Origin of the sequence: Methylobacterium sp. 22177 (assembly GCF_052045615.1) — a bacterium.
Classification (GTDB): domain Bacteria; phylum Pseudomonadota; class Alphaproteobacteria; order Rhizobiales; family Beijerinckiaceae; genus Methylobacterium; species Methylobacterium radiotolerans.
Genome location: NZ_JBQEPK010000033.1, coordinates 34905 through 54833 on the forward strand (window position 1 = coordinate 34905; position 19929 = coordinate 54833).

Annotated in this window: 21 protein-coding genes; 12 read left to right on the forward strand and 9 right to left on the reverse strand. The window is 70.5% G+C overall.

The features are described 5' to 3' along the window. Positions 1-68: 68 nt before the first annotated feature. On the reverse strand, positions 69-527 hold the full coding sequence (locus tag ACTJK8_RS23865) for a response regulator (protein WP_012322429.1): 459 nt from the start codon (positions 525-527) through the stop codon (positions 69-71). Between the two features lie 7 nt (positions 528-534). Further along, the gene (locus ACTJK8_RS23870) at positions 535-1002 is read right to left on the reverse strand and encodes a BLUF domain-containing protein (RefSeq protein ID WP_012322430.1); all 468 of its coding nucleotides are present in this window, start codon (positions 1000-1002) and stop codon (positions 535-537) included. 310 nt (positions 1003-1312) lie between these two features. On the opposite strand from ACTJK8_RS23870, the gene ACTJK8_RS23875 reads away from it, so the two are divergent. The 5 genes from ACTJK8_RS23875 to ACTJK8_RS23895 all read left to right on the forward strand — a co-directional run bounded on the left by ACTJK8_RS23875 (position 1313) and on the right by ACTJK8_RS23895 (position 6962). Then, the gene (locus ACTJK8_RS23875; protein WP_012322431.1) at positions 1313-2698 is read left to right on the forward strand and encodes a flagellar hook protein FlgE; all 1386 of its coding nucleotides are present in this window, start codon (positions 1313-1315) and stop codon (positions 2696-2698) included. 34 nt (positions 2699-2732) lie between these two features. Next, positions 2733-4616, forward strand: a complete 1884-nt coding sequence (gene flgK, locus ACTJK8_RS23880; protein WP_012322432.1) for a flagellar hook-associated protein FlgK — start codon at positions 2733-2735, stop codon at positions 4614-4616. Between the two features lie 2 nt (positions 4617-4618). Then, positions 4619-6217, forward strand: a complete 1599-nt coding sequence (locus tag ACTJK8_RS23885; RefSeq protein ID WP_058607455.1) for a flagellin — start codon at positions 4619-4621, stop codon at positions 6215-6217. A 147-nt stretch (positions 6218-6364) separates the two neighbouring features. Then, positions 6365-6625 (forward strand): hypothetical protein, encoded by a 261-nt coding sequence (locus ACTJK8_RS23890; RefSeq protein ID WP_063111760.1) that lies wholly within the window; start codon positions 6365-6367, stop codon positions 6623-6625. A 1-nt stretch (position 6626) separates the two neighbouring features. Next, positions 6627-6962 (forward strand): porin, encoded by a 336-nt coding sequence (locus ACTJK8_RS23895; protein WP_012322435.1) that lies wholly within the window; start codon positions 6627-6629, stop codon positions 6960-6962. Here ACTJK8_RS23895 and ACTJK8_RS23900 read toward each other — a convergent pair. Genes ACTJK8_RS23900 through ACTJK8_RS23910 form a run of 3 tightly spaced genes read right to left on the reverse strand, consistent with a single transcriptional unit; the run spans position 6959 to position 8940 of the window. Further along, a complete protein-coding gene (locus ACTJK8_RS23900; protein ID WP_024828031.1) occupies positions 6959-7432 on the reverse strand; it encodes a hypothetical protein in 474 nt (157 codons plus the stop codon). The two genes, ACTJK8_RS23895 and ACTJK8_RS23900, sit on opposite strands and share 4 nt — an antisense overlap. Next, positions 7419-7778, reverse strand: a complete 360-nt coding sequence (locus ACTJK8_RS23905) for a rod-binding protein (protein WP_440762611.1) — start codon at positions 7776-7778, stop codon at positions 7419-7421. Before ACTJK8_RS23905 ends, ACTJK8_RS23900 begins: the two co-directional genes overlap by 14 nt. 25 nt (positions 7779-7803) lie before the next feature. After that, positions 7804-8940: a flagellar basal body P-ring protein FlgI gene (locus tag ACTJK8_RS23910; RefSeq protein ID WP_012322438.1), complete on the reverse strand. Its 1137-nt coding sequence runs from the start codon at positions 8938-8940 to the stop codon at positions 7804-7806. A gap of 241 nt (positions 8941-9181) precedes the next feature. Here ACTJK8_RS23910 and ACTJK8_RS23915 point away from each other — a divergent pair, with 241 nt between their 5' ends. After that, the gene (locus ACTJK8_RS23915; protein ID WP_012322439.1) at positions 9182-9610 is read left to right on the forward strand and encodes a flagellar assembly protein FliX; all 429 of its coding nucleotides are present in this window, start codon (positions 9182-9184) and stop codon (positions 9608-9610) included. Between the two features lie 62 nt (positions 9611-9672). Here the strand turns inward: ACTJK8_RS23915 and ACTJK8_RS23920 are convergent, their stop codons facing one another. After that, a complete protein-coding gene (locus tag ACTJK8_RS23920) occupies positions 9673-11169 on the reverse strand; it encodes an ATP-binding protein (protein ID WP_012322440.1) in 1497 nt (498 codons plus the stop codon). A gap of 235 nt (positions 11170-11404) precedes the next feature. On the opposite strand from ACTJK8_RS23920, the gene ACTJK8_RS23925 reads away from it, so the two are divergent. The 4 genes from ACTJK8_RS23925 to dksA all read left to right on the forward strand — a co-directional run bounded on the left by ACTJK8_RS23925 (position 11405) and on the right by dksA (position 15826). Continuing rightward, a complete protein-coding gene (locus tag ACTJK8_RS23925; RefSeq protein ID WP_012322441.1) occupies positions 11405-12652 on the forward strand; it encodes an Hsp70 family protein in 1248 nt (415 codons plus the stop codon). Between the two features lie 188 nt (positions 12653-12840). Then, positions 12841-14214 (forward strand): MBOAT family O-acyltransferase, encoded by a 1374-nt coding sequence (locus ACTJK8_RS23930; protein ID WP_440762612.1) that lies wholly within the window; start codon positions 12841-12843, stop codon positions 14212-14214. Between the two features lie 2 nt (positions 14215-14216). Further along, entirely contained in the window at positions 14217-15224 is a 1008-nt protein-coding gene (locus ACTJK8_RS23935) for a hypothetical protein (RefSeq protein ID WP_063111762.1), read from the forward strand. A gap of 182 nt (positions 15225-15406) precedes the next feature. Then, positions 15407-15826 (forward strand): RNA polymerase-binding protein DksA, encoded by a 420-nt coding sequence (gene dksA, locus ACTJK8_RS23940; protein WP_012322444.1) that lies wholly within the window; start codon positions 15407-15409, stop codon positions 15824-15826. Positions 15827-15871: 45 nt separating this feature from the next. On the opposite strand, the gene ACTJK8_RS23945 is transcribed toward dksA, so the two are convergent. The 3 genes from ACTJK8_RS23945 to ACTJK8_RS23955 are packed head-to-tail and all read right to left on the reverse strand — an operon-like array spanning position 15872 to position 18748. Continuing rightward, the gene (locus tag ACTJK8_RS23945) at positions 15872-17578 is read right to left on the reverse strand and encodes a TadE/TadG family type IV pilus assembly protein (RefSeq protein ID WP_053621317.1); all 1707 of its coding nucleotides are present in this window, start codon (positions 17576-17578) and stop codon (positions 15872-15874) included. Further along, the gene (locus ACTJK8_RS23950; RefSeq protein WP_024828027.1) at positions 17556-18215 is read right to left on the reverse strand and encodes a TadE/TadG family type IV pilus assembly protein; all 660 of its coding nucleotides are present in this window, start codon (positions 18213-18215) and stop codon (positions 17556-17558) included. The genes ACTJK8_RS23945 and ACTJK8_RS23950 overlap by 23 nt, the downstream gene beginning before the upstream one ends. Continuing rightward, positions 18194-18748, reverse strand: a complete 555-nt coding sequence (locus ACTJK8_RS23955) for a TadE/TadG family type IV pilus assembly protein (RefSeq protein WP_024828026.1) — start codon at positions 18746-18748, stop codon at positions 18194-18196. The genes ACTJK8_RS23950 and ACTJK8_RS23955 overlap by 22 nt, the downstream gene beginning before the upstream one ends. Before the next feature lie 294 nt (positions 18749-19042). On the opposite strand from ACTJK8_RS23955, the gene ACTJK8_RS23960 reads away from it, so the two are divergent. Together ACTJK8_RS23960 and ACTJK8_RS23965 are read left to right on the forward strand one after the other, a co-directional pair. Further along, positions 19043-19453 carry a hypothetical protein gene (locus ACTJK8_RS23960; RefSeq protein ID WP_440762613.1) on the forward strand — a complete coding sequence of 137 codons (411 nt, stop codon included), beginning with the start codon at positions 19043-19045 and terminating at the stop codon, positions 19451-19453. Beyond that, positions 19450-19920, forward strand: a complete 471-nt coding sequence (locus tag ACTJK8_RS23965; protein WP_012322449.1) for a hypothetical protein — start codon at positions 19450-19452, stop codon at positions 19918-19920. Before ACTJK8_RS23960 ends, ACTJK8_RS23965 begins: the two co-directional genes overlap by 4 nt. Positions 19921-19929 lie beyond the last annotated feature (9 nt).

Below are 19929 nucleotides of genomic sequence, written 5' to 3' on the forward strand. Positions count from 1 at the left end.
GATCCCGACCTTCGGTGACGTCCCGCCGCCCTGGGTCTCTTCGCGGCCCTCGCGGAGACGGCGCGGCGTCAGAACTTCCCGAGCATCGGGAATTCGACGCTCAGGGTCGATTCGGACGCGATCGGCGCCTCGCGCTTGCGCGGCTTGCGGTTGAGCACCTGCTTCAGCTTGGTCTTCAGCACCGCCATGTCGAACGGCTTGAGAATGAAGGCGTCCGCGCCCGCCTGGTGGGCGAGGTTGATGTCCTCGAAGTCGAAGGACGACTCGGTGAGCATGAAGGGCGTGTTCATCAGCGTGTCGTCGGCGCGGATCTCGCGCAGCAGGCTGATCCCGTCCATCGGCTCCATGTCCAGATCGGAGATCACCAGGGCGTAGCGGCGCTGCCGCATCCGCTCCAGCGCCTCGGGGGCGCTGGTGACGCCCTCGACATCCGGGAAGCCGATGCGGGTCATCAGCATCACGATCAGCCGCAGGAGCTTCTCCTGATCGTCGACGATGAGAATCGGGGGCGTATCGCTCTCGGACATCGGCGGCTCAGATGAAGAGGTGGTCGATGCCCTGACGGGACATCGCGTCGGATTGGAGCGACAGGCACAGCCCGTGGATCGCGGACGCCTTCGGCGTTCCGCGCTGGAGCATCGGGAGAAGGTTGGCCTTGGCGAACAGCGTGTCGTTCCCGACCGTGCGCTGCGCGCTCTTGAACGAGTGGACGAACTCGCGCTTGGCGATCTCCCGCCACTCGCTGATCTGGACGTCGCGGTGGCGGCTGTCGGCGCTCACGCGATCGAAGGTCTCGTGCACCGACGTGCGCTCGCCCTCGATCACTTGGCAGGCGAAGTTGCCCTCGATGACCAGGAAGCTCGTGATCACCGCGAACTCGTTCTTCTTCTGGGCGGTGCGTCCGATCTCGCTGATCTGCTCGGACCGCTTCGCCGCGTCCGACGACAGGTTCAGGCGCGAGAAGTAGATGATGTGGACGAGGCTCGTCCGTTTCGCCCGCATGATCCCGAGATCCGAAATCCGTACCCGTTCAGCGCTTCCGGACAGGACTCACCGCGCGTGGCCCCGGCCCGGCGGCATCATCGCGCGCGTCGAATAACGCCGCGTAAACGCGACAGGCGGATCCGCCGGGCGGGACCGCACGGGGTGTGGACGCGACCCGGCAGGATCTGCCGGGCGCGCCGTCGAGACCGGCGAACCCTGCCGGGCCGGCGGCAGCGCACGCTCGATCTATCAAAGGCTTAGCCCTGGCACGCCGGTTGCGGCAGCCCCGGCCTGCGGGCCGAAGCGGCGCGCATCGGGATCGTTCGCCATGGATCTTTTCTCCGCGCTGCAGACCTCGGTCTCCGGACTCCAGTCGCAGTCCTACGCCATCAGCAACATCTCCGGGAACATCGCGAACTCGCAGACGACCGGCTACAAGCGCATCGACACCAGCTTCGTCGACCTGATGTCCGAGAAGACGCCCGACCGGGAAATCGCGGGTTCGGTGTTGGCCAAGTCGCAGCTCACCAACACGCTGGCCGGCAACATCGTCTCGTCGAGCGTGCCCACCAACATGGCGATCAACGGCCAGGGTTTCTTCACCGTCGTGCAGAAGACCGGCGACGCGAACGGCGCCACGACCTTCGGCGGCACGGACCTGTACACGCGCCGGGGCGATTTTGCCCAGGACAAGGACGGCTACCTCGTCAACGGCGCAGGCGGATACCTGACCGGCTCCAACCTCGATCCCATCACCGGACAGACGACCAGCATCGGTCCGATCAAGATCGGCAACGCGACGCTGCCGGCGCAGGCCACCACGACGATCACGTACGCCGCCAACCTGCCCTCGACGCCGAGCACGTCGGCGTCGGCGACGTCGGGCTCCGATCTCTACAATCAGAACACCGCGGCCGTCGTGACCTCCGGATCGGGGAAGACCGGCGTCAAGGTCGACTCGACCCAGACCGGCGCCGTCTCGACCTTCATGAGCAACAGCATCGCCGGCCCGTCGCTGCCGGTCTATACGTCGACCGGCGCGCCGCTCACGCTGACGACCCGCTGGGCCAAGGTCCAGGACGCGACGACGACGCCGGCTCAGCCGGCCGTGTGGAACCTGTACTACTCCACCAATCCGAGCGCGCTCAGCACGTCCGACTGGAACAACGTGGGCACGGCCTTCACCTTCGACTCGACCGGCAAGCTCACCTCGCCCTCGACGAACCCGATCGCGCTCGGGCCCGTCACCATGGGCGACTACACGTTCCCCAGCCTCACCATGAATCTCGGCTCGTCCGGCCTGACGCAGTACGCCGACACCACCGGCGCGGCGACGACCAACGCGCTGACGCAGAACGGCAACAGCTCCGGCACGCTGACGAGCGTGGCCGTCGGTCCGGACGGCAAGGTCAACGGCACCTTCTCCAACGGTTCGGTCGTGGCACTCGCCTCGGTCGGTGTGGTCCAGTTCGCCAATGCGGACGGGCTGAAGGCCGATACGAACGGGAACTATCTTCAGACCGTCGATTCGGGGCCGCCGCTCTCGGGGCTCAACGGCAGCACGATCTCGGGTGCCAGCAACGAGCAATCGAACACCGACATTGCGTCGGAATTCTCTAAGATGATCGTAACCCAGCAGGCTTACTCTGCGAACACGCGCGTCATGTCGACGGCCCAGACGATGATGTCTGATCTGCTGAACGTGATCCGCTGAGTGAGGGTGCGAATCGAGCCGCGGAGGCCGTGACATGTCGCTGAATGCGATCTCCACCTCGGCCGCAGGCCTCGCCGCCACGCAGGCGGCGATCAACATCGTCTCGCAGAACGTCGCCAATGCGGGCACGGCCGGCTACGTCAAGCGCACGCTCTCGACGGTCGCCAACGGCCCGAACAATTCCGGTGTCGCCATCGGGCAGATCACCCGCAGCTTCGACGCCGCGGCGCTGAACCAGCTCCGGCTGGAGACCTCGGGCGCCGCCTACACGAGCACCAAGTCCGGCATCGCCACCCAGCTCGACGCCCTCTACGGCGTGCCCGGAAGTTCCACGTCCCTCGACGGGACGCTGAACACCTTCACCGAATCTCTCCAGGAGCTCGCCGCCAACCCGACCTCGGCGGCCGCCCGCACGACGGTGCTGGGCAATGCCTCGGCCGTCGCGAGCCTCATCAACAGCGCCGCCGGCACGGTTCAGAACTTGCGCACCGGCCTCGAGGCGCAGCTGGGCACCGACACGAGCGCGGCCAGCACGATCCTGTCCAACATCGCGACGCTCAACGGCAAGATCCAGAACACCACCGACAGCACCGCGCTGACCGACCTTCAGGACCAGCGCGACCAGGCGATCAACAGCCTGTCGAGCTACATGGACGTTCAGACGGTCCCGCAGCGCGACGGGACGGTCTCGGTCATGACCCAGTCGGGCGTGACGCTGGTGGATCGCGGGAACGCCGCGACCCTGAGCTTCGACGGCCGCGGCGTGCTCGGCCCCAACGCGACCTACTCGACCGATCCGGCGCAGCGGACGGTCGGGACCATCACGGCGACGCTGCCGGGCGGCGGCAAGATCGACCTCGGAGCTCCCGGCGTGCTGCGGTCCGGCAGCCTGGCCGCCGAGATCGAGATGCGCGACCAGACCCTGCCGCAGGCGCAGCGCCAGCTCGACGACCTCGCGGCCGGCCTCTCGACCGCGCTCACGAACACCGCGACCACCGGGACGTATAGCGGGACCGATACGCAGATCAGCGTGTCGACCATGAAGCCCGGCAACACCATCACCTTCCCGGTCACCGACAACACCGGTGCGGTGCGCAACGTGACGCTCGTGGCGTCGGCGACCTCCAGCGGCACGATCGTGCCCGCCGCGCAGACCACGGATTCGAGCGGCCTCACCCTGACCTTCAACGCCAGCGGCGGTCCCAGCACCTACGCGGCGGCGATCCAGTCGGCGTTCAACACGTTCAACGCGTCCGGCAGCGCCTACAAATTGCCGACCCTGTCGGCGACCCCCGTCTCCTCGACCGGCACCAGCGCGACGCTGACGCTGGGTGCGGCCGGCAAGGTCGCGGGCGCGGCGAGCGCCAGCGTCTCGGCCGTCTCGGCGTCGGACCTGAACACCGGCAACCCGTCGCTGGCGATGTTCGTCGACGGCTCGGGCAACAAGCTCTACACCGGCTCGTTCGACGGCGGCTCGCAGCTCACCGGCTTCGCCCAGCGCATCACGGTCAACGGCGCCCTGTCGGGCAATACCGCCGCGCTGACGGCGACGAGCGCCACGGACACGAGCGCGTCCGGCGCCCGCGCCCAGAAGCTGTTCACGGCGCTGACCGCGACCCCGCAGACCTTCTCGTCGTCGAGCGGCATCGGCGGCGTCTCGGCGCCCTACAGCACGTCCGTGATCGGCTTCGCGCAGGACATCGTCTCCACGCAGGGCGCCAACGCGTCGAACGCGTCGGCGCTCGACGCCACGCAGCAGACGGCGCTCTCCACCGCGCAGAGCCGGTTCTCCGCCGGGGCGGGCGTCAACATCGACCAGGAGATGTCGAACCTGATCGCCCTGCAGACCGCGTACGGCGCCAACGCCCGGGTGCTCACCGCGGCCCGCGACATGCTCACCCAGCTGCTGCAGATCTGATCATGACGACGATCACCCCCTTCGCGGCCGGCTCGTACCTGACCACCCGCAACGCCTCGCAGCTCCAGGCGCTGAAGGGCCAGCTCAACGACCTGACCAACCAGCTCTCCAGCGGTCAGGTCTCGCAGACCTACGGCGGCCTCGGCTCCGGCCGGTCGACGGCCCTGTCCGCGCAGGCCACCCTGAGCGCGCTCACCGGCTACGCCGCCGGCATCACCGCCGCGCAGACCCGGACCAACCTCGCGGTCACGAGCCTGACGCAGGTGGCGACCCTCGGGACCTCCACCGGGACGATGCTGCAGAACGGCCTGCAGAGCGTGGCGGCGAACTCGGTCTCCGGCCGGTCGACGGCGCTGGCCAACCTGCAGACGGCGCTCGACACGCTCAACGAATCGGCGGCGGGCAACTACCTGTTCGGCGGCAGCAACACCACGACCCAGCCCGTGGTCGACTCGAGCAAGATCCTCGACGGCACGACCGACGCGAGCGGCAACAAGCTCGACGGACTCTCGACCCTGATCTCGCAGCGGGTGACCGCCGAGCTGGGCGCAGGGGGCAACGGCCGCCTGACGCAGACGCCGGCCAATCCGACCACGTCCGTGCAGATCACCGAGGAGACGAACGACGCGACGCGCGGGAAGTTCGGCTTCACCCTGGCGGGCGCGCCGACCACGACCGGCACGGCGATCGGCGCGACCTACGCGGCGGGCACGGCCACGAGCCCGGGCAACTTCACCCTCAGTATGACGACGCAGCCGAGTGCCGGCGACACCGTGTCGTTCGCGCTGAAGATGGCGGACGGCACCTCCACGACGATCACCCTCACGGCCGCGACGAGCGCGGACCCGAAATCGATCACCAGCTTCGCCATCGGCTCGACGCCCGCCCAGACGATGGCGAACCTGTCGACGACGCTGAGCAACGCGCTGACCGGCGCGGCCAACAGCACGCTGGCGGTGAACGCCACCGCGGCGACCGCGTCGAACTTCTTCTCGGGCGCGGCGAATGGTGGTCCGTCGGGGACCGGCGTGATGCCGCAGCGCATCGCGTATGACGGGAACAAGAACCCGATCGGCTACACGCCGGCAACGGCCCAGAACACGGTGCTGTGGTACCAGGGCGAGAACAGCTACGATCCCGCGACCGGGAAGCCGACCCCGGCGATCGACACGCAGTCCGTCCAGGTGAGCGCGACCGGGAGCGTCGGTACCGGCGCCCGCGCCAACGACCCCACGGTCCAGAACGTGCTCGCCGGCCTAGCGACGATGGCCTTCGGCCTCCCCACCACGAACGACGCCAACACGTACAACACCTACCAGACGGTGGCGACGAAGGCCGGCAGCCTGCTCTCTTCCGCCAACCAGACACCCAGCGTCCAGGACACCGTCACGCAGCTGACCATCGCGTCGACGCGGCTCTCGAATGCCGGCACGACCAACAAGGCTCTGCAGAACACCGTCCAGAACACCCTGGACGGGATCGAGCAGATCTCCCCCGAGGAGGTCATCACCAAGCTCCTCGACGTGCAGAACCGGCTCCAGGCCAGCTATCAGGTCACCGCGACGCTCTCGAAGCTCTCCCTGGTGAACTACATCAGCTGAGTTGATCGCCGGGACCGGCCAGCGAGCGCCTGACGGTCGAAAAATGACGAGACGTGTCTCGTTCACCATAGTCTTGCCGCTTTCCGGGAATGAAGCGCAGCCTGCGGCCGCGCCCACGCGCCGTCCTTCGATTGAGGAGAGGTCGGCATGGCGCTGTCCGGACCCATCGAACTCGTTCTCCGCCTGGGGCTTGCCCCGCGCATCGGCGCGATCGTGCTGGTGGAGCAGGCCGTCGACACCTATCTCGCCGGCTACGCGCATCCCGACGAGCGGGCCATCGCCCTCGACATCCTGCTGCGCGACCTCGCCCGCCTGCGCATCCACGAGCCCGATCTCGACGGGTTCATCGGCGAGGTCGAGCTCTACATCGACCTCCTTCACCGGGATCTCGCCCGCCGAGCCGCCTGAGATGCGCGGCCGGCTCCGGAGCTGCGCCGCCCTCGCGGCGATCCTGACCTGCGCGGGACCGGTCGCGGCCCTCGACCTGCGGGATCTGCCGGCGATCCCGGGGCCGGTGCCGTGCCCGTCCAAGGGCCAGGGCTTCGTGCGCCTGCCGGGGAGCGACAGCTGCATCCGCGTCTCGGGCCGCGTCGTCGCGGGGGCGGATCTCGCGGCGGGCCGCGGCGTCGCGGCGGCGCCGGCCGTCGCCGGACGCATCGCGGTCGACAACCGCGCCGACACCGATCTCGGCGAGGTGCGCACCTACGTCCGGATCGGCGCCGGTCGCCGACCGGGCGGGCCCTAGAGGTTGCGCGACAGGACCAGCGGCCCGCTGCGCACGCCGCGGCCGTACGGGGAGGGCGCCGGCGCCTGCCGCCCGTAGCCGGAGGGGAGCTGCGCCTTGCCGATCTCCTCCGCCAGGGTCTTGATCAAGCCCTCCGAGACGGTCCTGGCGCTGGCGAGCACCGTCTGGTTCGCTTCCACGGCCGCGGTGAACCGCCGGTGCGCCGTGCGCAGGGCCTCGACTCCCTCGGGATGGAAGCGCTTCAGCGCGACGGCGTTCGCCTTCGCGACCTCGAGCCCCTGCATGTAGGCGGCCGCCAGTGCGGCCTTCGGCTCGGCCGCGGCGACGCCCTCCTGCAGCCGCCCTTCCCGGACGTAGGCCGCCTCCTCGGCGAGGACGGCCTCCAGGGCGGCCATGTTGCCGAGCACGCCCGCCACCAGCGCCTCGGCGGTGACCCGGTCCCCGACGCGCAGCGGTTCAGCCCTTTGCATCGATCGCTCCATCGCTCGCCGCACCCTGCATCTTCATGATCTCACGGAAGACCGAGTCGGCGATGCCGACGCCGCCGCTCTTCACGATCTGCTTCGCGTATTCCTTGGTCAGCATCGAGCGGTAGACGCCGCCGCCGGTGCCGTTCTCGCCCAGCGGTCCGTCGGTACCCCCCGACTGGGTCAGCCGATCGAGGCTGTTCTCCAGGAACATCGATTCGAACTCGGTCGCCGTCTTCAGGGCCTTGGCCTTGTTGGCGGTCTTGATGATCCCGTCGACGGCGCTCCCGGCCACCGAGGTCCCGACGCTGGCGGCGGCGCTGGCCGCGAGACTGGCGAGTTGCAGCATGGATCGTTCCTTCGCGTCCGCTCGGTCACATCAGCTCGATATCGGCCTGGAGCGCGCCCGCGGCCTTGATCGCCTGGAGGATCGAGATGAGGTCCCGCGGGCCGACGCCCAGCGCGTTGAGGCCGTCGACCAGCTCGCGCAGGCTGACGCCCTCCTTCACCAGGGCGAGCTTGTTGCCGTCGCCGGTATCGACCTTCACCCCGGTGCGCGGAACCACGACGGTGCGCCCGTTGGAGAGCGGCGCCGGCTGGCTGACCTGCGGCTGCTCGGTGATGGTCACGGTGAGGTTGCCCTGCGCGATCGCCACCGTCGACACGCGCACGTCCCGGCCCATGACGATGATGCCGGAGCGCTCGTCGACCACGACCCGGGCGGTCTGGTCGGGCTCCACCTTCAGCTGCTCAACCTCGGTGATGAGGCGGATCATGTTGCCGTTGTAGCGGGCCGGGATCTGGATCGTGACGGTGGCCGGGTCGGTGGGCTCGGCGGTGTCGGCGCCCATGAAGTCGTTGATCGCGGCGGCGATCCGCTTCGAGGTGGTGAAGTCCGGGTTGCGCAGCGACAGCCGGAGCGAGCGCGCGTCGTTCAGCTTGAAGGCGATCTCGCGCTCGATGTTGGCGCCGTTGGAGATCCGGCCGTTGGTCGGCACGCCCCGGGTGATCTTGGCGGCGTCGCCCTCGGCGGCGAAGCCGGCGATCGCCACCGAACCCTGTGCCAGGGCGTAGACCTCGCCGTCGGCGCCCAGCAGCGGCGTCACCAGCAGGGTGCCGCCCTGGAGGGACTTGGCGTCGCCCAGCGACGAGACCGTGACGTCGATCCGGGTGCCCTGCGCGGCGAAGGGCGGCAGGCTCGCGGTCACCATCACGGCCGCGAGGTTCTGCGTGCGCATCGTGGCGCCGCGGGTGTTGACGCCGAGGCGCTCCAGCATGGCCTGGAGGGACTGCTTGGTGAACGGGATGTTGTTCAGCGTGTCGCCGGTGCCGTTGAGGCCGACCACGATGCCGTAGCCGACGAGCTGGTTCTGGCGGACACCCTCGATGGAAGCGAGATCCTTGACGCGCGACAGGGCGAGCGCCGGCACGGACAGGGCGGCGAGCAGCAGGGCGCCCGCGAGGGCCGCCAGGAGAGACCGGAGAGGACTGAACGCGTGACGCGGGCGCATGCCGTGTTTTCGACCGTGACGGACCTGACGCCATCCTGCCAGGGGCGTGCCAGCCGCCGGCTTCGCGCAAGGCGTTGAAAAAGAGGGGGTTTTCTTCCGCCCACTCCGCGTCCGCGTCCCGCGGCACCGGCACCGAACCTGCCGACCCGGCAGCTTCTGCCGGCTTGTTTACCCGCGCTTAACCCTGGCGGCCGAATTTCTTGGTCTGCGCGGGGGCGCTTGGAGCAACGCGAACCGGATCATGCGTGTCGAGACTCGCCAGCCGATCCAGAGCGCCGGCGGTGTCGCGTCCGCCCGGAAGCCCGAGGGCGGCGCAGCCTTCAGCCTCGGCGCGACCCCGTCGTCGCCGACGTCGGCCGGCGCGCCGGCCGCCGCCGCGACCCTCGCCGGGCTCGACGCGGTCCTGCTTCTCCAGGCCGAGGCCGACACGCCCCAGGAGCGGCGCCGGCGCTCCGCCCAGCGCGGCCAGGACCTTCTCGACGGCCTCGACCGGCTGAAGGCGGCGCTGCTCGGCGGCCGCGTCGCGCCGCAGGATCTGCGCGCCATCGCCGGTCGCCTGAACGAGCGCGCCGGCCTCTCGGGAGATCCGCGGCTCGACGGTCTGATGGCCGAGATCGAGCTGCGGGCCGCGGTGGAGCTCGCCAAGCTGGAGATGGCCCGGCGCGTCTGACGGGCAGCCGCGACCGAGCCTGGGCGATTCCCAGCGCCTGGACGGACCGGCGCCCGATCCGGTTACACGACCCGCCGCTTCGGCCCGGTCGGCAGCATCTGCGGCTCGCCCGGTCCGGTCTCGACGCCGAGATCCGGCACCGCGATGATCGGCGCGCCGCGCAGGTCCTTGCGGGTGACGATGGCGCCGCGCTCCTCGAGATAGGCCAGCATCCGCCGCGCCCGGCCGCCCGAGCTGGTGCCGTAGGCCTCGGCCAGCATGGTGTCGGTCGGGCAGGGGGCGCCCTCGATGGCGGCCCGCGCGACCACGAGGAAGAGCCCGGCGAGGTCGTCCGGCAGGCCGGCCGCGATGGCCTGGGCCTGCTCCCACCCGGAATTGTCCGCGACCGCGCCCCCGGCCTCGGCCCGCGCGACCGCGAGCCGCCGCTTGAACTCGGGCAGGCCCATCGTGTCGCCGCGCAGGCGCCGGATGCGGCAGCGGACCGTGAAGTCCTGGTAGAGCGTCGCGGGGGTGCAGGCGGCGGCGTCGGCATCCGCCAGCACGGAGGCCAGGACCTCGGCGAGCGCCGCCTCGCGGGCCTCCGGGTCCATCGGCTCCTCCTCCGGCTCCTCGGCCGGCGCCGGCGGGCGGTAATTGGCGAGCTGGACGAGCACGTCGGGTGCCGGGGTCGGGCGCGGCTTCGGCCGCGGCGCCAGCGGCGCGACGGTCTCCGCGGGGCTCGCCGTGAGGATCAGCGCGCGGGCATCCTCCAGGGCGTCGGGCAGCGGAACGAGGACCGGCGAGGAACTCCGGCTCACGGTCTGGGTCGGCCCGACCGCGATGGTGAGCGGGCGCCGGGACAGGGCCGGCCCCAGGGCCACGAAATGCCCGCGCGGCAGGTCGCGGAACGTCTCGGCCTGCCGGCGCTCCAGCCCGAGGAGGTCGGCGGCGCGCGCCATGTCGATGTCGAGGAAGGTCCGGCCCATCAGGAAGTTCGAGGCCTCGGCCGCGACGTTCTTGGCGAGCTTGGCGAGGCGCTGCGTCGCGATGATGCCGGCGAGCCCGCGCTTGCGGCCGCGGCACATGAGGTTGGTCATCGCGCCGAGCGACAGGCGCCTGGCCTCGTCCGAGACCTCGCCGGCGGCAGCCGGCGCGAAGAGCTGCGCCTCGTCCACCGCCACCAGCATCGGGTACCAGTGGTCGCGGTCGGCGTCGAACAGCCCGCCCAGGAAGGCCGCGGCGGCCCGCATCTGGCCGTCGGCGTCGAGGTTCTCCAGCGATAGCACCACCGAGACCCGGTGCGTCCGCACCCTTGCGGCGATGCGCTGCAGGGCGACGTCGTCGCCGTCGGCCTCGACCACGACGTGGCCGTAGCGGTCGGCGAGGCTGGCGAAGTCGCCCTCCGGGTCGATGATCGCCTGCTGCACGAGGCCGGCGCTCTGCTCGAGCAGCCGCCGCAGCAGGTGCGATTTGCCGGACCCGGAATTGCCCTGGACCAGGAGCCGCGTGGCGAGCAGTTCGGTGAGGTCGAGGAGCGCGGGGCGCTCGCCCGTCAGGCCGAGATCGATGTCGGAACGCATGGCGCCTCATAGCACGGCCCGGCGGGTCCGGGTGTGCCGCCGGCGCGCTGTCCACGCTTCCCGCATGGGAACGCCCGGGCGGTGGACTGTCGCATCGCCCCGCGCCGTCGCCGCTGCGCGGTCGCGCCGTCAACCCCCGCCCGGGCTCCCCGGGCCCCGCTCCTCCGGCCTGGACCCCGGCCTGTCGGCCCTGTAGGCCCACGGCCCTTCCCCCAACTCCCGGACCCACGACACGATGGCGGCCTGCGGCCTCGATTTCGGCACGTCGAACACCACCCTCGGGCATGACGGCCCGGACGGTCCGACGCTGCTACCCCTGGAGGGCGCGCACCGGACGATCCCGAGCGCGATCTTCTTCGAGCTCGGCCGGGAGCCGATCATCGGCCGGGCCGCCACGGCGGCCTACGTCGAGGGCCGGTCCGGCCGGCTGATGCGGGGGCTGAAGTCGGTCCTCGGCACGCCGCTCATGGAGGAGGCGACCCCGGTCGGGCGCCAGCGGCTGCGCCTGCGCGACGTCATCGCCCGCTACCTCACCGCCGTGAAGGCGCGGGCCGAGGCCGCCAGCGGGCAAAGCCTCGACAGCGTGGTCCACGGCCGCCCCGTCCACTTCGTCGACGGCGACCCGGAGGCGGACCGCCGCGCGGAGGACACGCTGCGCGACATCGCCCGCGACGTCGGCTTCCGGGAGGTCTCGTTCCAGTACGAGCCGATCGCCGCGGCGCTCGACTACGAGCGGCAGGTCCGCGCGGAGGAGATCGCCCTCGTCGCCGATATCGGCGGCGGCACCTCGGATTTCTCGATCGTGCGCCTCGCGCCCGAGCGCCGGGGGCGGCCGGACCGCGCCGGCGACATCCTGGCCAACGACGGCGTGCGGATCGGCGGCACCGATTTCGACCGCCAGCTCAGCCTCGGCACGGTGATGCCGCTCCTGGGCCTCGGAAGCCCGATGCGTCGCGGCGACCTCGCGGTGCCGAACGCCTACTATCACGATCTCGCTACGTGGTCGGCGATCAACCGCCTCTACAACCCGAAGACCCTGCGCGAGATCGACGAGGTCATCCGCGACGGCGCCCGGCCCGACCTGCTCGCGCGGCTGCGCGAGGCCGTGGAGGGCGAGCGCGGGCACGCCCTGGCCGGGGCGGTGGAGGGCGCCAAGATCGCGGCCTCCGAGCGGGACGCGACCGTGCTCGATCTCGGCCTCCTGGAGCCGGGGCTCGCGGTGCCGGTGGATCGCGCGACCCTGTCCGCCCAGACCGGCGACCTCGCCCGCGCCGTCGCGGCGCGGATCGCGCGCTGCCTCGCGCAGGCGGAACTGACGGCCGACCGGGTCGACGCCCTGTTCCTCACCGGCGGTTCTACCGGCCTGCCGCACCTGCGCGCCGCGCTGACGGCCGCGCTGCCCGCCGCCCGGGTGGTGGAGGGCGACACGTTCGGCTCGGTCGGGCTGGGCCTGACCATCGAGGCGGTCCGGCGCGGGGCCTGAGCCCGCCGCCAGTCGGGCGTTCCCGCGCCCGCTTCGTCGCGGGCGCCGCGGAGCCCTCCGGGGCCGCCGCGGAAGCGCCCCGCACGCCGAGCGCCGATTGACGGGCCGGCCCCGATCCCCGACAAGGCCGTCCCTCCCGCTCGGAGACTACGGCGGCCCATCCGGGCTCCTCCGCGCCGCCCCGCCCGATGCTGTTCAACTCCTTCGTCTTCCTCCTCGCCTTCCTGCCGACCGCGCTGATCCTGCACGGGCTGGTGGCGCGCGCAGCGCCCGCGTGGCGGTTGCCGCTCCTCGTCGGCCTGTCCTTCGTGTTCTACGGCTGGTGGGACATCCGGTTCGTGCCGCTGCTGGCCGGGTCGATCCTCGCGAACTGGTGCGTGGCCCGGGCCTATCGCCTCTGGCCGGGCCGCTGGCTGATCCCGGCGGCGATCGCCGCCAACCTCGCGCTGCTCGGCGTGTTCAAGTACCTCGACTTCGCGGCCGACCTCGCCAACCTGATCCCCGGCCTGGAAGCGCAGCGCCTCGGCCTCGCCCTGCCGCTCGGCATCTCGTTCTTCACCTTCCACCACATCATGTATCTCGCCGACCTGCGGGCCGGCCGGGCGCCGGGCTTCGGGCTCGTGAAATACGCCCTCTACATCGCCTTCTTCCCGCAGGTTCTCGCCGGCCCGCTCGTGCGCTGGAGCGAGATCATGCACCAGTTCGACGAGTCGCCCTACGCGCGGCCCGACGCCGCCGAGCGCTTCGCCCGCGGGCTGATGCTGCTCACCGTCGGCCTCGCCAAGAAGGTGTTCCTCGGCGACCCGCTCGCCGAGTACGTGAACCCGGTGTTCCAGGCCGCCGCCGCCGGCAAGGCCGTCACGGTGGTGGAGGCGTGGCAGGCGACGCTCGGCTTCACCTTCCAGATCTACTTCGACTTCTCCGGCTACACCGACATGGCGCTGGGCATCGCGCTGCTGTTCGGTCTCGTCCTGCCGCAGAACTTCGACGTGCCGTACCGCGCCACCTCCCTGCGCGACTTCTGGCGGCGCTGGCACATGACCCTGTCGCGCTTCCTGCGCGACTACCTCTACGTCCCGATGGGCGGTAACCGCCGCGGGCTGCCGCGGCAGGTCGGGGCGCTCGTCGCCACGATGACGCTCGGCGGCCTCTGGCACGGGGCGGGCCTGACCTTCCTCGCCTGGGGCGCGCTCCACGGGATCGGCCTCGGCGCCGGGGTCCTGGCGCGCCGTGCCCGGATCGCGGTGCCCGCGCCCCTCGGCTGGGCGCTGACCAGCCTGTTCGTCGTGCTGACCTGGGTGCTGTTCCGGGCGACGAGCTTCGAGGCGGCCCTCGTGATCTTCAAGGGGCTGTTCGGGCTGGCGCCCAGGGGCTCCGGCTTCAAGTGGCGCACCATCGCCATCGCCGCCCTGGTCGCGACGGTCGGGCCCACCGCGTGGAACGCGGTGCACCGCCTGCCGCCCCGGCGGCTCCTCGCCTTCGGCTTCGCGCTGCTGTTCGTGCTCGTCCTGCTCAAGATCGGCGACGATGCGAACTACGAGTTCATCTACTTCCAGTTCTGAGGATGGCGCCCGCACCCCCCACGACCGATCGGGACTGGCGCGGCTTCGCCCGCACCCTGTTCCTGTCGATGGTCGCCCTGTTCGCGGGCTACGTGGCGCTCGCCGTGCTGATCGATCCCTACGATACCGGCCGCTCGACGCTGCTGTCCCGGGGCGCGGTGCGGCCGCAGGGACCCCGCACCGCCTCGGCCGTCCGCGGCCGCGACCCGGCCTACGCGGGCGTGGTGATCGGCAACTCGCACATCCAGCTCATCGAGCCGGCGGCCCTGACGCGGCTCACCGGCATCCCCTTCCTCCAGCTCTCCGTGCCGGCCACCGGCCCTTCCGAGCAGTTCGCCCTGCTCGGCTGGTACCTGCAGCACCATGCCCGCCCCGCCGCGATCGTGCTCTCGGCCGACGCGTTCTGGTGCGCCGACGACCCCGCCTTCCCGAGCGAGCACGGCTTTCCCTACTGGCTCGTCGGGGACTGGCCCGCCTACCTGCGGGGGCTGATCCGCTTCTCGGCCGCCCAGGAGACGGTCAACCGCCTCGGCTGGCTCCTGAACCCGCGCCGCAAGACCGCCGCGGCCGACGGCTGGTGGGACTACGAGCGCAACTACCTGAGCCAGGGCTTCGGCGTCGATCCCGCCAAGAAGGCGGCCCTGGAGAAGCCGGTCGGGCCCGAGCCGGAGGCGCGTCACGGCGGCCCGTTCCCGATCGCGGCGCGCCTGCGCGCCGAGCTGACCCGGATCCCGGCGGGGACCCCGGTCGTGGTGGTCTTCCCGCCGGTCTACGCCCGCGGCGAGCCGCCGCCCGGCAGCCCCCGGGCGCGGGCCGAGGCGACCTGCCGGGCCGAGGTGCGCGCCGTGCTGGCGACTCACGCCCTGAGCACGGTGGTCGACTGGCGCGACGGCCGTCCCGCGGCGGCCGATCCCGACCAGTTCTTCGACCAGACCCACTACAGGCTGCCGATCGCCCGAAGTCTGACAACCGAGATCGCCGAGGCGATCGTACGGTTGCGGACCAGATGACAGCGTAAAACATCTGTACCGTGGCCTGTTTGCCGCACGCGGCGATGCAGTGACAGCCAGTTACAGCCCCTGCATCCGTGTGCGTTGTGGCGCTGAGGCACCTCGACTATACGGCACCTCACGTTATCGCCGCACACCGGCCATCCCCTGGTGGGCGGTTTACCATCCAGCGAGGGTGACGCATGGCGAAGGTGCAGCTGGAGGACGGCTACGTCCCGTCCGACGACGAGCCCTTCATGAATGACCGGCAGCGCGAATATTTCCGGCGCAAGCTGCTGAGCTGGAAGAACGACATCCTGCGCGAGGCGCAGGATACGCTGGTGGCGCTGCAGAGCGAGAACGAGAATCATCCCGACCTCGCCGACCGCGCGTCGTCAGAGACGGACCGGGCGATCGAGCTGCGGGCCCGGGACCGCCAGCGCAAGCTGACCGGCAAGATCGACGCGGCGCTGGCCCGGATCGAGGACGGGTCCTACGGGTTCTGCGAGGAGACCGGCGAGCCGATCTCCCTCCGCCGCCTCGACGCGCGGCCGATCGCGACCCTGTCGCTCGAGGCCCAGGAGCGGCACGAGCGCCGCGAGCGCGTCTACCGCGACGACTGATCCGGATCCGGCCGCGTGCCGGATCCGGCGGCCGACCCGGCGCGACTACTGCGTGAGCCGCAGCGCGCCGATGCTCGCCTGGATCGACTTGAACGCCTTGATCAGGTCGTCGGACGAGTTGGCGAGGTAGAACTGGTCGGGCGACGAGGCGCAGTTCCGCAGCAGCGTCTGCCCCGCCGAATCGATCGGATCCGTCGGGACGCTGAAGCCGATCGTGTAGATCGAGATGTTGACCGCCTTCGTGTTGGCGCACGCCTCGGCGGTGAGCGCGTCGAGCGCCTTCCGCGCGGTGTTGCCGTCGGAGATGTTGGTGTTCTGATACGCCGTCGTCAGGCGCGGGTTCGGCGTCGTGCCGTTGGCGTTCCGGAAATAGCCGGCCGCGAAGTAGAGCGAGCCGGTCGGCGCGCTCGAATTGGTGCCCCAACTGTTCGTGCCATCGGTCATCAGGATGATGATCTTGTTGATGTTCGTGGCGTTCGAGCTGTTCGCGCTGGACGCGTAGGGTTGACCGTCCGCGAAGACGCTGTTCGGTGAGAGGGTGCGCCAGCCCCACATGAATCCCTCGTGGATGTTGGTCGATCCGGAAGGCGCCATGTTGTTGATCAGGGTCTTCAGCGCGTTCGTGTTGTTGGTCAGCCGCTGAAGCGGCTGGGTGGTGCAGCCGAAATTCGGACCGTTCGGGATCCCGAGGGGCGCGCCGGACGCCGGATCCTTCGGATTCACGTACTTGCAGGCTTGGCCGAGCGCGGTGTTGTAGGTGTTGCTGTTCCGGCAGTCGGGGCCGGTCTCGTCGTCGATATAGCTGTTGTAGCTGTAGGCCGTCGACCTCTGGTTGCCGACCGGGAAGGACGCGCCGCCCGACGTGCCGTCGCCCGGCTCGTCGGGCGCGAGCAGCGGCACGTAGAAGGAATCCTTGGTCGTGGGCGCGCCGTCCTGGACGTTGAACGGGTAGGGAAGCGACTCGAGGCACCCGGCCCAGCCCCAGTTCCGGTTCGCCGCCTGCAGCTTCGCGAAGACCTCGAAGCGGTTCTTGAACGGTGCCGGATTCGACTGGACGATGTTCGTCCAGTGGTAGCTGGAGAGGCCGTTCTGATCGATCCAACTCGCGTAGCGGTACGCGGACGGGTCGACTGCCACGGCGGCGGCGAAGGGAACGATCGCGACCTTGGTCGCGCTGGAGAAGGCCGGGCTCGTGTAGACGTAGTTGACGAAATCGGTCGCGGCCGTCTGGACGGCCCGAAGCTTCGACTGTCCCCCGCTCGACGCGGCCATCGAGCCCGTGTTGTCGAGGACCAGCGCGATCTCGAAGGTCTTGGGCAGCGGCGTGGCGCATTGCGAGACGGCGCCCGGGTTGATGCGCTGGGTGCCGGTCAGCCCCCCGAAGAAGGTCGTGGACTGCTTGTGCGCGGTCAGCGTGATCTTGCGCGGGCTGCTGGTGATCGCCAGCCGGTCGACCACGAGGTTCGCGGCACCCATGGCGCCGGTCATCGTCGTCTGGGCGAGGGTGTTGAGTTCGGCCTCCGACGTCGTCAGCGGCGTCTGGCAGAGCAGCAGCGCCGTGGCGTCGGTCGCGGTCTGGAGCTTCGTCTCCAGCCGCGTAGCGAAGCCGTAATCGATCGCCGCGCCGCCGATCATCACCATCGGCACGCTCAGGAACGCGAACAGCAGGGCGACGTTCCCGCCGCGGTCGCGCAGGAGGCCGCGGCGCCGCTCGGGGCGGTCGTCAGGACTAGCGGTCGATCTTCGTGCCATCGCAGTTCGCGTGTTCGTCGTCCGGCAGGACGACTTCCGTGTAGGTGCTGGTGCCGTAGGCCTGGCCGCCGCGGGTCGGCCACGGCGCGCTGCTGGTGAACGTGATCGTGTTGCTCACGCCCTTGGCGAGCTTCACCAGGGCGCTCCCGATCATCGGGGTGTAGCTGATGCTGACTTCCGCCAGGACGTACCGCATGCCCGGCATCCGGTAGCCGTCCGGCACGGTCAGGCCGGCCGCGGATCCCAGGCTCCGCGCGGTCCCGTTCGCGTTGGCGACGCTGGAGCAGACCACCGGGGGACCGACCGGGTTCTTCGCGTCGATGCCCATGGCGCTGACCACGATCTTGACCTTCGACGTGTCGAACGGGCGCATCACCGCCGTGGCGGAGGCGAGGATGTCGTTCATCACGGTGCGGCTGATCGGGTTCTGCGTGTCGCCCTGCGCCGTCAGGTCCGCCACGGTCCGGCCGAGCTGGGTCAGCTTGCGCCACTCGTCGATGGCGTGCCCCACCTCGGTCATCCCGGCCCAGATCGCGAGCAGGATCGGCAGGATGACGGCGAACTCGACCGCCGCGCCGCCCCGCCGATCCTGCCCGAGCCGGGCCGCCCGCCGGGTCAGGACGGCGAGGACGGGCACGGGCTCGCTCCGACGATCTGATAGGGCTCGGTGCGGAACACCGCGGTGGACGTCAGCAGGCTCGATCCCTCCGCGGGCCCGCTGGTGAACTGCTTCGTGTTCAGGCCCATCAGGTTGAAGAAGGTCGGGAACGGCACCGCCGCCGTGACGATCACGATCGTCCCGGGCGAGGCGCATTTGTAGTTGGAGCCGAAACTCGTGCTCCACGTGCCTGTGGCCGTGTCGATCGGCTTGGCCGCGGTCGCGCTCGCGAAGCTGCTCGAGGTCGAGACGTCGATCTTGACGTTCTGACAGTTGAACACGGTGGGGACGGGGCTGCTGCTCGGTCCGCACATCCGTGTCTTGAGGGTCGCGAGCACGGTCGCGGGATTGGTCTGACCCGCGGTGTCGAGCTGGAACTGGCCGGTGAAGATCGTCCGGACCGCGTTCTGGAGGGCGCGATCGAAATTTTGCGTCGCCCACATCTGAAACATGATCTGGAGGATCGCGCCGCACAGCGCCAGGAACGGCAGGGCCACGAGGGCGAACTCCACCGCGGCCGCGCCGCCGCTGTCGCGCGCGAGGCGCCTCAGGAGACAACCCGACGTAACTCTGACCTGCGCGTGTGAAAGTCCTCGACGGTTCATGAGCGAGCAGATCAGTCGAAAATAGCCATCGCGTTCGATGTGACGCCAAGATTTTGCAAAACTCTTAATTCGATCGACTACAACAGGCTTATCGAGTTCCTGCTACTTTTGGTTGTGTCGAGCGCGGTAGTCGGCGATCCGCGGTTGACGCCCCGCCGGTGCGCACCACTTCCACGCGCGCAGGCGTGGCCGGAGAACCGCATGAGATCCCCTCTGATCGCGCTCGTGGTCGGCGGGACGGCGCTCGCGCTCGCCGCCTGCGACGCGCCCAAGCCGGGGCCGGCCGGGCCTCCCGGTGCGAAGGGTGATCGGGGACCGCCGGGGCCGGCCGGGCCGGCCGGGGTCAACGGCGCGACGGGGGCTCGCGGTCCCGCGGGCGACCCGGGTCCGGCCGGGCCGGCCGGTCCGCCCGGACCGTCCCTGAACGACCAGGTGCGTCTCGACGTGGCCTGCCGCCGTGACGAGGAATTGATTGGCGCCTACTGCCGAGGCATGGCGGTTCTGCCGTCCGTGACCGTCACGGACGGCGTGTCCACGGTCGGCTGCCTCGACATGACCGCCAAGGCCGCCAAGGATGCCCAGCCCGTCGCGGTCTGCATGAAGAAGCCATGAGATTCGCCGCCCCCGCACTCCTGATCGCGCTGGTGTCCGGCCCCGCCTGTGCCCAATCCTTCGTGCCGACGGAGCGGGCGGCGATCGACCTCGTGCGCGACCGGCGCACCGCCGGCTTCACCACCGTGGCGCGCACGCTGGCCTATGCCGAGCGCGCGACCGGCGGCGCTTTCCGACTCGGCGGCTACCGGGTCGATTATCGCCCGGACGCGCCGTTCGCCCGGGTGCGGATCTGCTATCGCCTGGGGATCGATCCGCCGACCTGCGGCCTCGCTTACCGCGTCGCGGTCAACCCCGCCCATGTCGAGCCGGCCGACCGCTACGACGGTCTGACGCGCGACCTCGAGCACGGGCCCCAGGCGTTCCTCCGGGCGCTCGCCCGGGAGGCCGATCTGCAGCGCCAGCCGGACTTCCTGCGGAAGGTCGAGGCCGCGCTCGAGCCCTACAACCCCTACGACTGGCGCTGATCGCGGACG